The 14,323-nt window shown below is 57.4% G+C and carries 12 protein-coding genes; 2 read left to right on the forward strand and 10 right to left on the reverse strand.

Annotated features, from left to right (window positions below; all coding sequences use genetic code 11):
- Positions 1-2 precede the first annotated feature (2 nt).
- Positions 3-2,585, reverse strand: a complete 2,583-nt coding sequence (gene leuS / locus AB1748_RS06785; RefSeq protein WP_288475783.1) for a leucine--tRNA ligase — start codon at positions 2,583-2,585, stop codon at positions 3-5.
- Positions 2,586-2,807: 222 nt separating this feature from the next.
- Between leuS and AB1748_RS06790 the strand changes: the two genes are divergently transcribed.
- The gene (locus AB1748_RS06790) at positions 2,808-3,290 is read left to right on the forward strand and encodes a zinc ribbon-containing protein (protein WP_111139032.1); all 483 of its coding nucleotides are present in this window, start codon (positions 2,808-2,810) and stop codon (positions 3,288-3,290) included.
- 58 nt (positions 3,291-3,348) lie between these two features.
- Here the strand turns inward: AB1748_RS06790 and AB1748_RS06795 are convergent, their stop codons facing one another.
- The 9 genes from AB1748_RS06795 to miaB all read right to left on the reverse strand — a co-directional run bounded on the left by AB1748_RS06795 (position 3,349) and on the right by miaB (position 12,881).
- Complete coding sequence (locus AB1748_RS06795; protein WP_367396158.1) at positions 3,349-4,074, reverse strand: amino acid ABC transporter ATP-binding protein; 726 nt, start codon at positions 4,072-4,074, stop codon at positions 3,349-3,351.
- Positions 4,075-4,752: a glutamate/aspartate ABC transporter permease GltK gene (gene gltK / locus AB1748_RS06800; protein ID WP_111139034.1), complete on the reverse strand. Its 678-nt coding sequence runs from the start codon at positions 4,750-4,752 to the stop codon at positions 4,075-4,077.
- Complete coding sequence (locus tag AB1748_RS06805) at positions 4,752-5,492, reverse strand: amino acid ABC transporter permease (protein WP_111139035.1); 741 nt, start codon at positions 5,490-5,492, stop codon at positions 4,752-4,754. The genes gltK and AB1748_RS06805 overlap by 1 nt, the downstream gene beginning before the upstream one ends.
- Before the next feature lie 271 nt (positions 5,493-5,763).
- Positions 5,764-6,660: an amino acid ABC transporter substrate-binding protein gene (locus AB1748_RS06810; RefSeq protein ID WP_128086250.1), complete on the reverse strand. Its 897-nt coding sequence runs from the start codon at positions 6,658-6,660 to the stop codon at positions 5,764-5,766.
- Positions 6,661-7,222: 562 nt separating this feature from the next.
- On the reverse strand, positions 7,223-8,746 hold the full coding sequence (gene lnt / locus AB1748_RS06815) for an apolipoprotein N-acyltransferase (RefSeq protein WP_293773637.1): 1,524 nt from the start codon (positions 8,744-8,746) through the stop codon (positions 7,223-7,225).
- Between the two features lie 4 nt (positions 8,747-8,750).
- Complete coding sequence (gene corC, locus AB1748_RS06820; RefSeq protein ID WP_111142186.1) at positions 8,751-9,632, reverse strand: CNNM family magnesium/cobalt transport protein CorC; 882 nt, start codon at positions 9,630-9,632, stop codon at positions 8,751-8,753.
- A gap of 83 nt (positions 9,633-9,715) precedes the next feature.
- On the reverse strand, positions 9,716-10,189 hold the full coding sequence (gene ybeY / locus AB1748_RS06825) for an rRNA maturation RNase YbeY (RefSeq protein ID WP_111142185.1): 474 nt from the start codon (positions 10,187-10,189) through the stop codon (positions 9,716-9,718).
- Positions 10,186-11,247 (reverse strand): PhoH family protein, encoded by a 1,062-nt coding sequence (locus AB1748_RS06830; protein WP_367396159.1) that lies wholly within the window; start codon positions 11,245-11,247, stop codon positions 10,186-10,188. Before AB1748_RS06830 ends, ybeY begins: the two co-directional genes overlap by 4 nt.
- 209 nt (positions 11,248-11,456) lie before the next feature.
- Complete coding sequence (miaB, locus tag AB1748_RS06835; protein ID WP_128085766.1) at positions 11,457-12,881, reverse strand: tRNA (N6-isopentenyl adenosine(37)-C2)-methylthiotransferase MiaB; 1,425 nt, start codon at positions 12,879-12,881, stop codon at positions 11,457-11,459.
- A gap of 172 nt (positions 12,882-13,053) precedes the next feature.
- On the opposite strand from miaB, the gene ubiF reads away from it, so the two are divergent.
- A complete protein-coding gene (gene ubiF / locus AB1748_RS06840; RefSeq protein ID WP_367396160.1) occupies positions 13,054-14,226 on the forward strand; it encodes a 3-demethoxyubiquinol 3-hydroxylase in 1,173 nt (390 codons plus the stop codon).
- Positions 14,227-14,323 lie beyond the last annotated feature (97 nt).

Below are 14,323 nucleotides of genomic sequence, written 5' to 3' on the forward strand. Positions count from 1 at the left end.
ACTTAACCTACGACCAGGTTAAGCAGTTTGCCCGGTACATAAATGACTTTACGGATAGTCACGCCGTCCAGATACTTCGCCACCAGATGCTCCTGGGCAGCGCGTGCCTGAACCTGTTCCTGCGTGGCATCGGCTGGTACGGTAATCTTGCCGCGCACTTTGCCGTTCACCTGCACCACGACCAGCAGTGAATCTTCAACCATAGCGGCTTCATCCGCAACCGGCCAGCTCGCGTCGTCGATGGTGCCTTCACCGCCCAGCGTCTGCCACAGAACATAGCAGGCGTGTGGGGTAAACGGATAGAGCAGACGCACGACCGCCAGCAGCGCTTCCTGCATCAGAGCGCGATCCTGTTCGCTCTCCTGCGGCGCGCGGGTCAGTTTGTTCATCAGCTCCATGATCGCCGCAATCGCGGTGTTGAAGGTCTGACGACGACCAATGTCATCCGCCACCTTGGCGATGGTTTTGTGCAGATCGCGACGCAGCGATTTCTGCTCGTCGTTCAGGCTGTTCACATCCAGCGCCACGGTCGCACCCTGCTGGGTGTGTTCGTAGATCAGTTTCCAGACACGTTTCAGGAAGCGGTTCGCCCCTTCAACGCCTGATTCCTGCCACTCCAGCGTCATATCCGCCGGTGATGCGAACATCATGAACAGACGCACGGTGTCCGCGCCGTAACGCTCAACCATCAGCTGCGGGTCGATGCCGTTGTTTTTCGACTTCGACATTTTGCTCATGCCCGCATACACCACTTCGCGGCCCTGTTTGTCGGTCGCTTTGACAATGCGGCCTTTCTCGTCGCGCTCAACCTCTACGTCAACCGGTGATACCCAGTTGCGTTCGCCGTTGGCGCCAGAGTAGTAGAAGGCATCAGCCAGCACCATGCCCTGACACAGCAGACGTTTAGCCGGCTCATCAGAGTTCACCAGGCCCGCGTCACGCAGCAGCTTGTGGAAGAAGCGGAAGTACATCAGGTGCATGATGGCGTGTTCGATGCCGCCGACATACTGATCGACCGGCAGCCAGTAGTTGGCCGCAGCCGGATCCAGCATGCCCTCTTTATAACTGGCGCAGGTATAACGCGCGTAGTACCAGGAGGACTCCATAAAGGTGTCGAAGGTGTCAGTTTCGCGCAGCGCAGGCTGACCGTTGACCGTGGTCTTCGCCCACTCCGGATCGGCTTTGATCGGGCTGGTAATGCCGTCCATCACCACATCTTCCGGCAGGATCACCGGCAGCTGATCGTCCGGTGCTGGCATCACGGTGCCATCTTCCAGCGTCACCATCGGGATAGGGGCACCCCAGTAGCGCTGACGGGAGACACCCCAGTCGCGCAGGCGATAGTTAACTTTGCGTACGCCCACGCCTTTGGCGGCCAGCGAGTCCGCAATGGCGTTGAAACCTGCCGCGTGATCCAGTCCGTTGAATTCACCGGAGTTGAACAGCGCACCTTTGTCGGTCATCGCCGCGGCGCTGACGTCAGGGATAGAGCCATCCAGATTGAGGACGACCGGCTTAATCGGCAGATCATATTTGGTGGCGAATTCCCAGTCGCGCTGGTCGTGCGCCGGAACGGCCATCACGGCGCCGGTGCCATATTCCATCAGCACAAAGTTAGCCACCCAGACCGGGAGCTGTTCGCCGGTCAGCGGATGCGTCACCGCCAGACCGGTCGCCATGCCTTTCTTCTCCATGGTGGCCATATCGGCTTCGGCCACTTTGGTATTGCGGCATTCAGCGATAAAGTCAGCCAGCGCAGGGTTGTTCACCGACGCCTGGGTGGCCAGCGGATGACCGGCAGCCACGGCCACATAGGTCGCACCGATAAAGGTGTCCGGACGGGTGGTGTAGACGGTGACCTGCTCTTCGCTGTTGGCGACGTCGAAGGTGATCTCAACGCCTTCGGAGCGGCCGATCCAGTTACGCTGCATGGTTTTGACCTGTTCAGGCCACTCTTCCAGCGTATCCAGATCGTTCAGCAGCTCTTCCGCGTAATCGGTGATTTTGATAAACCACTGCGGGATCTCTTTGCGCTCAACTTTGCTGTCGCAGCGCCAGCAGCAGCCATCGATGACCTGCTCGTTCGCCAGCACCGTCTGATCGTTCGGGCACCAGTTCACGGCGGAGGTCTTTTTATAGACCAGGCCTTTTTCATACAGTCTGGCAAAGAACCACTGCTCCCAGCGATAGTATTCTGGCTGGCAGGTCGCGAGTTCACGACTCCAGTCATAGCCAAAGCCCAGCAGCTTGAGCTGGTTCTTCATATAGGCAATGTTGTCGTAGGTCCACGGAGCCGGAGCAGTGTTATTTTTAACCGCCGCGCCCTCTGCAGGCAGGCCGAAAGCATCCCAGCCGATAGGCTGAAGAACGTTTTTGCCGAGCATGCGCTGATAACGCGCGATTACGTCGCCGATGGTGTAGTTACGAACGTGGCCCATGTGCAGGCGGCCAGAAGGATAGGGCAGCATGGAGAGGCAGTAGTACTTCTCTTTCCCTTCCTGCTCAGTCACTTTAAACGTTTCGTTTTCATCCCAGTGCTGCTGCACACGGGATTCAATCTCTTCCGGGCGGTATTGCTCTTGCATGGCTGCCTGTGGTCCTTTGTGAATAACATTTTTCTGGCTCTAAGATCCGCATAGCATACCCATAAGGCCGCATCTCAACAACACTTCCCACTTTGGCGGCGACGATTTCTGCGGAAAGCGTCAGCGCTCTCACTCTTTTGTAATTCACTGTACAGACGACACGGCAACAGCCACATTGCGACTAAACTTACTTCAGCGAGGGTCTGCATAAAGGAGAATAAAATGAATAAAGTGGCTCAGGAATATCGCGAGTCGTTAGCCGTGTTGACCGAGCGTCTTCGTCAGGGCGATCGTAACCTTGATGAACTGATTGCCGGACGGCGACAGCAGCTGATGGCGCGCGAAACGTTAACGGAAGCGGAAATTGATCAGGCGCTGAGTTCCGTGCGCCGCGATCTGGGGGAGTTTGCACGCAGTTATACCGATGTCGAAGAGCCGCTGGCGGATTCGCTGTTTATGCGCATTATCCGCGAGAGCGTCTGGAAAGAGCTGGCGGACATCACCGATAAAAGTCAGCTGGAGTGGCGCGAGGTCTTTCAGGATCTGCATCACCACGGGGTGTATCAGAGCGGAGAAGTGGTAGGGCTGGGCAATCTGGTGTGTGAAAAGTGTCAGTTTACCCGCGCTATTTACACGCCTGAAACCCTGTCGCGCTGCCCGGAGTGCGGCCACGATCAGTTCCAGCGTCAGCCATTTGAGCCCTGACAGGATTGCGTGAATGAAAGGAAGCGGGTCACGCTGTGTGACCCGCCGGTTACGCAGATTAGTGCAGGATTTTAGCGAGGAACTCTTTCGCGCGGTCAGACTGTGGGTTATTAAAGAAGTCATCCTTGTTGGTGTCTTCGATAATTTTCCCCTCATCCATGAAAATGACGCGGTTAGCCACTTTGCGGGCAAAGCCCATCTCATGCGTTACCACCATCATCGTCATGCCCTCCTGGGCCAGCTCAACCATGACATCCAGCACTTCGTTGATCATCTCCGGGTCCAGCGCCGAGGTCGGCTCATCAAACAGCATCGCGATGGGATCCATGCAGAGCGCCCGCGCAATCGCCACGCGCTGCTGCTGACCACCGGAAAGCTGGCCGGGGAACTTCTCCGCATGGGCCGCCAGACCTACGCGCTTCAGCAGTTTCAGCCCCTTTTCACGGGCCTCCGCTTTATCGCGCTTCAGCACTTTTACCTGCGCCAGCACCAGATTGTTGATAATGCTCAGATGCGGGAACAGCTCGAAGTGCTGGAAAACCATGCCTACCTGGCTGCGAAGCTGCGCCAGATTGGTTTTTTTGTTGTTCACCTCGGTGCCGTTGACGGCGATCACACCCTGCTGAATCGGCTCAAGGCCGTTCACCGTTTTAATCAGCGTCGATTTACCGGAACCGGACGGTCCGCACACCACTACCACCTCACCGGTTTTGACATCGGTTGAGCAGTCGGTCAGCACCTGAAAGTGACCATACCACTTAGAAACATTTTTCAGGCTAATCATTTAAACCGTCCTTTTTCTTTTGAGATAGCTGACCAGCAACGAGGCGCTCAGGCTGATAACGAAGTAGACCAGACCTGCAAACAGAACCATTTCAACCTGGGTTCCGTCGCGCTCACCGATAGTGGACGCGGTGCGGAAGAAGTCCGCCAGGCTTAAGACATAGACCAGTGAAGTATCCTGGAACAGCACGATACCCTGGGTCAGTAACAGCGGAACCATGGCGCGGAACGCCTGCGGCAGAATGATCAGCCGCATCGACTGCCAGGGTGTCATACCCAGCGCCAGCGCCGCGTTGCCCTGACCGCGCGAGATACTGATGATGCCCGCACGGATAATTTCCGAGTAGTAGGCCGCTTCAAACAGCGAGAAGGCGACCATGGCGGAAATCAGGCGGATATCGGTCTTTGGCGACAGCCCCAGCACCTGCTGCAGGAAGCTCGGCACCACCAGATAGAACCACAGCAGCACCATGACCAGCGGCACCGAGCGGAACAGGTTGACATAAATTTTAGCGAACCAGCTGACAGGCTTAATGCTCGACAGACGCATCACCGCCAGCAGGGTGCCCCACAGAATGCCGAACACCACGGCGGTCAGGGTGATCTTAAAGGTGATCACCAGGCCGTTAAGCAGATAGGGCATGCTGGGTACAATGGAACTCCAGTCAAACTCGTACATTACTTGCCTCCCGCATTGCCTGGCAGCCGGACTTTGCGTTCGACCAGACTCATCAAGAACATAATCACCAGGTTGATGGCGATATAGGCCAGCGTAATGGCAGTAAAGGATTCATAGGCGTGCGCAGAGTAGTCGAGCAGTTTGCCCGCCTGCGCCGCCATATCGACCAGACCGATGGTGGAGGCGATCGCGGAGTTTTTCACCAGGTTGAGCATCTCCGATGTCATCGGCGGCACAATCACGCGATAGGCATTCGGCAGTAGGACATAGCGATAGGTCTGCGGCAGGGTCAAGCCCATCGCCAGCCCCGCATTCTTCTGTCCCGTCGGCAGTGACTGAATGGCTGCGCGTACCTGCTCGCAGACGCGGGCGGCGGTAAACAGACCCAGACAGATCATCGAGGAGAGGAAGAACTGAATATTCGGGTCCAGCTCAGACTTAAACCACATGCCCAGCTTTTCGCCCACCAGTTCGGGCGCGACCAGATACCAGAAGAAGAACTGGACGATCAGCGGGATGTTACGAAACAGTTCCACATAGCAGGTGCCAAGGGTGGAAAGCAGGCGATTCGGCACCGTGCGCAGAATGCCGAAAAATGAACCTACGCAGAAGGCGATAATCCAGGCACAGCAGGAGACCGCAATAGTCACCTGAAAACCGGACCACAGCCAGCCAAGGTAGGTCGTATTACCGAACGGGGCCTGTTCGAGGAAAATGCCCCAGTTCCAATCGATACCCATAACGAGCTCCGGAAAAAAAGGGTAGCTAAGCTACCCTGAAGATTGATGAACGGCGTTTTATTGCCTGATTCAGGGGAACGACCCGAATCAGTCTGTCTGTCCATGCCGCGGTTTCAGCAATCGAGAGGGCAGCCAGGCCGCCCTTGTTATACCCGTTCTCTTTCAGGCTGCGTCTGACCCGGTGCACGTATCCGCCGCGCTGACCTGGGTCACGCGCCGGGATACATGCGCCTGCCATAAGGCAACCTGAAATCCATTGGGTATTTTTTTGTTAATTCAGTGCCTTGTCATTCGGCGTCTTGAACAGGGCTTTCATGTCGTCAGACAGCTCAAAGTTCATGTTCAGGTTCTTCGGTGGAATCGGCTGCTTGAACCAGGTATCGAACCATTTTTCGGCCTGACCCGAGGTCTGGGCTTTCGCGATGGTTTCATCGACCAGTGCTTTGAACTGCGGGTCGTCTTTACGCAGCATACAGCCGTAAGCTTCTTTCGACTGTGGCGTACCTAAGATCTCCCAGTTGTCCGGCTTTTTAGCCTTGGCGCGTTCGCCGGCCAGCAGGGCATCATCCATCATAAAGGCCACGGCACGACCGGTTTCCAGGGTACGGAAAGAGTCACCGTGATCTTTTGCGCTGATAATGCGCATATCCATTTTCTGTTCGTCATTCAGTTTGTGCAGCAGCACTTCAGAGGTGGTGCCGGACGTCACGACCACGGTCTTGCCTTTCAGGTCGGCGAAATCCTTGATCGGGCCACCTTTCTTAACCAGCAGACGGGTGCCGATGACGAAGATGGTGTCTGAGAACGCGGCCTGTTTCTGGCGCTCAAGGTTATTCGTGGTCGATCCACACTCATAATCGTAGGTGCCGTTTTGCAGCAGCGGGATACGGTTTTGTGAGGTGATTGGGATCATTTTGACCTGCAGGTCAGGCTTGTTCAGCTTCGCTTTGATCGCGTCCACGATAGCATTGGAGTAAGCCTGCGAATAACCCACGACTTTTTGCTGGTTGTCATAATAAGAGAAGGGAACTGATGATTCGCGATGCCCGACCACAATGACGCCATTGTCATTGATCTTCTTCAGAGTGCCGCTGAGATCTTCCGCCTGGGCCGCTCCCGCCGCTGCGCCGATCAGCAGAAGAGATAATGCCACTTTGCGTAATTGCATGTTCCAACTCCTTAGTATGGAAAAGGCACAGGTTATAACCTGCGCTGATTATGATGTTGTGTCTGTTTTGCTGCGCTTTTGCTCATACTGCGGTTTTCGTCGCCGCAGATGAGTGATTAACATAACGGATTGTTAACGCAATGAAACAAAAAAGTTTCTTTTTTGCGAGGTGATACGCACCAAAAAAAGGCAGTTTTTTCATTCTGCGCGTTTTGGGTGCAGCAGAAATGACTGTTTTGGTGCAACCGGCCAGGCGACAGCGCCTGCAATCCGCCCGTTAGCGAAAAACAGTGAAATATTTAGCAATCATCGTGCCAGAAAGCGGTGCAGCCGGTGAAAGGCAGCAGCGTCTGCGGCCGGAGGAGAAGGAAATATCGGGAAATCAGTAAAAGTGGCGGGTCGGCGGGTCGGTAAGCGCGGCACGCATCGGGCAGTAACAGGGCTGTCAGGCGTGCGGGCAGAAGAGAAGCCATTCCGCGCCACAGCAGGCGCGGAATGCAAAAAGCAGTGTCTGAGTGTAAAGCGCCGGCTGCATCGCACAGCCGGCCCCGCGGATGAGCGGTTAGCGCCGCCGGCGCAGCAGGGCAACCAGCGCCGCCAGCAGCGTCAGTGACCACACCGGCCAGAGGCCCGCGCGCGCATAAGGGGTAATCCCCTCGGTTGGCGTAACTTTGCTGGTCAGCACGTCCCGCGTGAACTGGGGCAGCATCGCCTCGGTATCGCCCTGGGCGTTTACCACCGCCGTCACGCCATTGTTGGTGCTGCGCAGCAGCGGACGACCCAGTTCCAGCGCCCGCATTCTCGCCATCTGGTAGTGCTGCCAGGGGCCGATCGAGTGACCAAACCAGGCATCGTTTGAGACGGTCAGCAGGAAACTGGTGTCGGGCCGGAAGTTGGCCCGGACCTGCTCACCCAGCACGATCTCATAACAGATGGCGCTGGTCAGGTTATAACCCGCGACGCGCAACTGCGGCTGGAGATAGTTACCCCGGCTGAAGGCCGACATCGGCAGATCAAAGAACGGGGCCAGCGGACGCAGCAGGTCGGCCAGCGGCACAAATTCGCCAAACGGCACCAGATGGTTCTTCTGGTAACGGTTATCGCTGAAGTAGTTGTAAGGCATCTTGCCGCCCAGCACGATAACGGTGTTGTAATCGTGATAGCGGTTCTGCTCCAGCCGGGAATCAACGATACCCGTGACCAGCGAACTGCCGCCCGCGCGCAGTTCATCATCCAGCGAACGCAGGAACGGCTGCTGATTGCTCTCCAGATCGGTAATCGCCGATTCAGGCCAGATGATCATCGGCGCTTTGCCGATCAGCGGCTGGCTCAGACCGGTGTAGATCCGCAGGGTATTGAGCAGCTGCTGCGGGTCCCACTTCATCGACTGCGGGATATTGCCCTGGACCAGCGCCACCTCGACGGCACGGCCGGGGATCGGCTGAACCCACTGGATGTAGCGTAATGGCCACGGCAGCGCCAGCAGCAGCAGTGCGGCGACCAGACTTCTGACGTTGCGCTGCTGCAGGGCATACGCCAGCAGGCCCGCAACCACCATCAGCAGAAACGTCAGGGTCTCTACGCCCGCCAGCGGCGCGAGGCCTTTCAGCGGGCCATCGATCTGGCTATAACCAAACTGCAGCCACGGAAAGCCGGTCAGCACCCAGCCGCGCAGAAACTCAGTGATCTGCCACAGCGCCGGTGCCGCCAGCGCCAGACGCCACAGCGTCGTGCGCGGCCACAGGCGGTTCAGGATGCCGGCAAACAGCGCCGGATAGACCGCCAGATAAGCCGCCAGCAGCGCCACGATAAAGACGTTAACCGGTCCGGGCATGCCGCCGAAAGTGGCGACACTGACGTAGACCCAGTTGATGCCGCTGCCGAACAGTCCCACGCCCCAGAAAAAGCCGATGGCGCTGGCCTGCGGGCTGGAGCGGTTCAGAGTCAGTAACTGTAAACCGCACAGCGAAAGCAGGGCGGCGGGCCAGAAATCGTAGGGGGAGAAGGCAAGGGTGCCTGCGGCACCCGTTAATACAGCCAGCAGCAGGCGAACCCGCTGACGCGGGTAGAGTGAGGCTAAAGCCATAGACTTATTCGTCTTCCAGTTGAGGTTGTGGCGAATTTTCCGGAATAGTGACGTGAACCTGGATGATGCGGCGGCTGTCCGCCATCGCCACCTTGAACTGATAACCCTCGATCTCGATGCTTTCACCGCGGGCGGGCAGATGGCCGAAGCCCTGCATGACCAGACCACCAATGGTGTCGACCTCATCATCACTGAACTGCGTGCCGAACACCTCATTGAAATCTTCAATAGCGGTCAGGGCGCGCACCGTGAAAGTGTGGCGGTTGAGCTGACGGATATCACGATCTTCTTCATCGTCATACTCATCTTCGATCTCGCCGACGATCAGCTCCAGGATATCCTCAATCGTCACCAGACCGGAGACGCCGCCAAACTCATCAATCACGATCGCCATATGGTAGCGCTGTGAACGAAACTCTTTCAGCATCCGATCAACACGCTTACTTTCCGGCACCACGACGGCGGGACGCAGCACTTTTTCGATGCTGAAAGGCTCAGACTCGCTGCTCATAAATGGCAGCAGATCTTTCGCCATCAGAATGCCTTCCACATGATCTTTGTCTTCGCTGATCACCGGGAAGCGGGAGTGGGCGGAGTCGATGATGACATCCAGGCACTCTTCGAGGTTCTGATTGCGTTTCAGGGTGATCATCTGCGAGCGCGGGATCATGATGTCGCGCACACGCTGCTCCGCAATATCCAGCACCCCTTCAAGCATGTCGCGGGTGTCCTGGTCAATCAGCTCTTTGTGATTCGAGTCGCGGATCAGCTCCAGTAGCTCATCACGGTTTTTGGGTTCACCGTGAAAAAGCTGGTTGATTAACAGGGAAAAAAATCCCTTTTTACTACTGGGTGCATCGCTGTTTTGAGAATGGTCGTCGCTCATGGCGGTTTTTAAAGATCTCTCTGGTGAGGAAAGGGGGGCTGTCAGTCATCGTGACTCACAGCCGGATGGCCTGCGTTCAGCACTCAGGCGTCGTCTTTCTCCGAAATGTACGGATCAGGATAACCGAGAGCAAGCATTATCTCGGTCTCCAGTCCTTCCATCTCGTCGGCTTCATCGTCGTCGATATGGTCGTAACCCAGCAAATGCAGGGTGCCGTGCACCACCATATGCGCCCAGTGGGCTTCGACATGCTTGCCCTGTTCTGCGGCTTCCTGCTCAACCACCTGACGGCAGATGATCAGATCGCCCAGCAGGGGCAGTTCAATGCCGGGCGGTGCCTCAAACGGGAAAGAGAGCACGTTGGTCGGTTTATCTTTGCCACGGTAAGTCAGGTTCAGTTCATGACTCTCCGCTTCATCGACCAGACGCACGGTAACTTCGCTGTCGGGCTGAAATGGGGTGACCGCCGCGGTCAGCCAGCGGTGAAACTGGCTTTCGTCTGGCAGGTCAGCGCTGTTTTCACAGGCGACCTGCAGATCGAGAATGACCTCGCTCATTTGCTCTCCTGCGGGGCGCTCTGGGCAGCCAGCGCGTCGCGTTTACGTTCTTCTGCCTGCTGGTCACGGCGGGTCTGATCGGCCGCTTCCCAGGCTTCATAGGCGTTGACAATACGGGCAACCACCGGATGACGCACCACGTCTTCGCTGTGGAAGAAGTTGAAGCTGATCTCTTCCACGTCCGCCAGCACCTCGATGGCGTGACGCAGTCCCGATTTAACGTGACGCGGCAGGTCAATCTGGGTGACGTCGCCGGTAATGACCGCTTTGGAGTTAAAGCCGATGCGCGTCAGGAACATCTTCATCTGCTCGATGGTGGTGTTCTGGCTCTCATCCAGGATGATAAACGCATCGTTCAGCGTGCGGCCACGCATGTAGGCCAGCGGCGCCACTTCGATGACGTTACGCTCCATCAGCTTTTCGACCCGCTCAAAGCCCAGCATCTCGAACAGGGCATCATAGAGCGGACGCAGATAGGGATCGACCTTCTGACTCAGATCGCCTGGCAGGAAGCCGAGCTTTTCGCCCGCTTCTACCGCAGGACGGGTCAGCAGAATACGGCGGATCTCCTGGCGTTCCAGCGCATCCACGGCCGCCGCAACGGCCAGATAGGTTTTACCGGTGCCCGCCGGGCCGACGCCGAAGGTGATGTCGTGGTCGAGCACATTCGCGATGTACTGCGCCTGATTCGGCGTACGGGGCTTGATGACGCCGCGCTTGGTCTTGATGTTGACCGCTTTGCCGTAATCCGGCACGCTCTCGGCGGTCTGCTCCAGCACCCGGCTCTCTTTGATCGCCAGATGGATCTGGTCAGGCTCAATATCCGGAATTTCACCGCGCACAGGGGCGGTGTCGACATACAGGGTTTTCAGAATATCGGCTGCGGCATTGACGCTGAGCGCACGTCCCACCAGCTTAAAGACGTTGTCGCGACGATTGATCTCAATACCCAGACGACGTTCGAGCTGTTTCACATTATCGTCAAACGGTCCGCACAGGCTCATCAGACGACGGTTATCAGCCGGTTCAAGGGCGATTTCACGAGTTTCGATATTCAAACGAATCCTTTGGGTCCCTCAGGGCCAGTTATGGGATGTGTCTGACGCATCACAGGCGTTAACCGGATGCACCATAACGAAATTATTTATGCCGTAACGCCGGGGCGCAAGCTTAAGGAGAGATATTTGGGCAGCACGTCCGGAATCCAAGTGGCGCAGAGTGAAATTGGCGGCAACGCGATGCGCGCTGCCGCACAATAAAGCAGGTTTCACGGCTGGAAGAGGGCGACGCCGATGTCATTCTCTTTGCGGGTACGGGCAATCACCGAGGCCGGGCTCTGTGCCATGCGCAGTCCCATCTCCTCTTCGGTTCTGACCAGCCTGCCGCGCAGCGAGTTGGTGTAGACATCGACGATTTCCACATCCACGAAGCGGCCAATCATCTCAGGCGAGCCTTCGAAGTTGACCACGCGGTTATTTTCGGTGCGGCCGGAGACTTCCATGACGTTCTTGCGGGAGATGCCTTCCACCAGAATGCGCTGCACGGTGCCGAGCATACGGCGACTGATGGCCTGCGCCTGCTGGTTGATCCGCTCCTGCAGGATCCAGAGACGCTGCTTCTTCTCTTCTTCGCTGACATCATCCGGCAGATCAGCGGCGGGCGTGCCGGGACGGGCCGAGTAAACAAAGCTGAAGCTGACGTCGAAATTAATCTCGCCGATGAGCTTCATGGTCTGCTCGAAATCCTGCTGAGTCTCACCCGGGAAACCGATGATGAAGTCGGAGCTGATCTCGATGTCGGGACGCGCCGCGCGCAGCTTGCGGATAATCGCCTTGTACTCCAGCGCGGTGTGCGCACGCTTCATCAGGGTCAGAATGCGGTCTGAACCACTCTGCACCGGCAGATGCAGGAAGCTCACCAGCTCCGGGGTATCGCGATAAACATCGATAATGTCATCCGTGAACTCAATCGGATGGCTGGTGGTGAAACGGATACGGTCGATACCGTCGATGGCGGCGACCAGGCGCAGCAGCTCAGCGAAGGTGCAGATCTCACCGTCGAAGGTGGCGCCGCGATAGGCGTTAACGTTCTGACCCAGCAGGTTGACTTCACGGACGCCCTGCGCCGCCAGCTGCGCGATTTCCAGCAGAATGTCGTCGCTGGGACGGCTAACCTCTTCGCCACGGGTGTAGGGCACCACGCAGAACGTACAGTATTTGTTGCAGCCTTCCATGATCGAGACAAAGGCGGTCGGACCCTCTGCCCGTGGCTCCGGCAGACGGTCAAATTTTTCGATTTCCGGGAAGCTGATATCCACTACCGGACTCTTGCTGCCGCGGACGGTATTGATCATCTCCGGCAGGCGATGAAGTGTCTGCGGACCAAACACAATATCCACGCAGGGCGCGCGCTGGCGAATATGGTCGCCTTCCTGTGACGCGACGCAGCCACCCACGCCGATAATGACATCCGGGTTACGCTCTTTAAGCTTTCTCCAGCGTCCCAGCAGATGGAACACTTTCTCCTGCGCCTTCTCACGAATAGAGCAGGTATTGAGCAGCAGAATATCCGCCTCTTCAGGGACCTCGGTCAGCGTGTAGCCGTGCGTACTGTTCAGCAGATCAGACATCTTGGATGAATCATATTCATTCATCTGACATCCCCAGGTTTTGATATGCAGTTTTTTTGTCATCGCGCTAGCCATTGATTCAGTGCAGTGAAGTGCGGGGCGCACATTGTAATGCTTTGATGCTGTGGTGACCAGCCTGAGGGCTTTTCTGCCAGCCATCGGGTTTTCCGGTACACTTTGCTCTATTCAGACCCGGTTTGCGCTGGCAGTCGGGCTTACGAGAGGGACATTAGCAATGCAGGATAATCAGTTTGATGTGGTGATTGTCGGCGGTGGCATGGTCGGTGCCGCGCTGGCCTGTGGACTGACACAGCACCATTTTCGCGTAGCGGTGATTGAACGCGCCGAACCTGCGCCTTTCGATGCCGACAGCGATCCCGATCTGCGGATTTCGGCGATTGGGTCCGCGTCGGTGGGGCTACTGAAGCAGCTCAACGTCTGGTCACGGGTTGAGGCGATGCGCAGTGCGCCCTATCGTAAACTGGAAACCTGGGAGTGGCAGACGGCGCAGGTGAGCTTTGATGCGGCCTCGCTGGGGCTGCCGGAGCTGGGCTTTATGGTCGAGAACAGCGTGCTGCAGTGGGCGCTGTGGGAGGAGATGCAGTCGCTGGGCGTGACCTGCTACTGCCCGACCACGCTGGAGAACCTGCAGCCCGAAAATGGCGGCTGGCGGGTGGATCTCAGCGACAACGTGGTTCTGCATACCCGGCTGGTGGTGGGTGCGGACGGAGCAAACTCGCAGGTGCGCCAGATGGCTGGTATCGGTATTCATGGCTGGAGCTATGCGCAGTCCTGTTTACTGATTAGCGTCACCTGCGAACACCCGGCGGGCGACGCCACCTGGCAGCACTTTACGCCTCAGGGACCGCGCGCCTTTTTGCCGCTGTATGGCAACCGGGCCTCGCTGGTCTGGTATGACGCGCCCGCCCGGGTCCGCCAGTTGCAGGCGATGCCGCTGGCCCAGCTGGAAAAAGAGATTGCCAGTCACTTCCCGGCGCGGCTGGGACGCTTCAAAGCACATGCGGCGGGCGGTTTCCCGCTGGTGCGGCGTCATGCTTCGCATTATGTTCTGCCGGGACTGGCGCTGGTCGGTGATGCCGCCCATACGATTAATCCGCTGGCCGGGCAGGGCGTGAATCTGGGCTATCGCGATGTGGATGCTCTGATTGATGTGCTGGTCAGCGCGCGTGGAGCGGCGGAGGATTGGGCCTCCGAACGGGTACTGCAGCGTTATCATCGCCAGCGGCGTAAAGACAACATGCTGATGCAGGGGGGAATGGATCTCTTCTACTTCGCCTTCAGCAACCAGCTCGCACCGCTGCGGTTTGCGCGTAACCTCGGGCTGATCGCGGCAGAACACTCCGGCGTGCTGAAGCGGCAGGTATTGCGTTACGCGCTGGGATTGTAGTCGTGCTCTCAGGCTCGCCGCAGGGCGGGCCTGAATCAGGTATCAGGATAAGCAAAGCACAAAAACAACAAAGCCCGCAAAAGCGGGCTTTGTTGTG

Source organism: Pantoea sp. Ep11b, from assembly GCF_040783975.1.
Classification (GTDB): domain Bacteria; phylum Pseudomonadota; class Gammaproteobacteria; order Enterobacterales; family Enterobacteriaceae; genus Pantoea.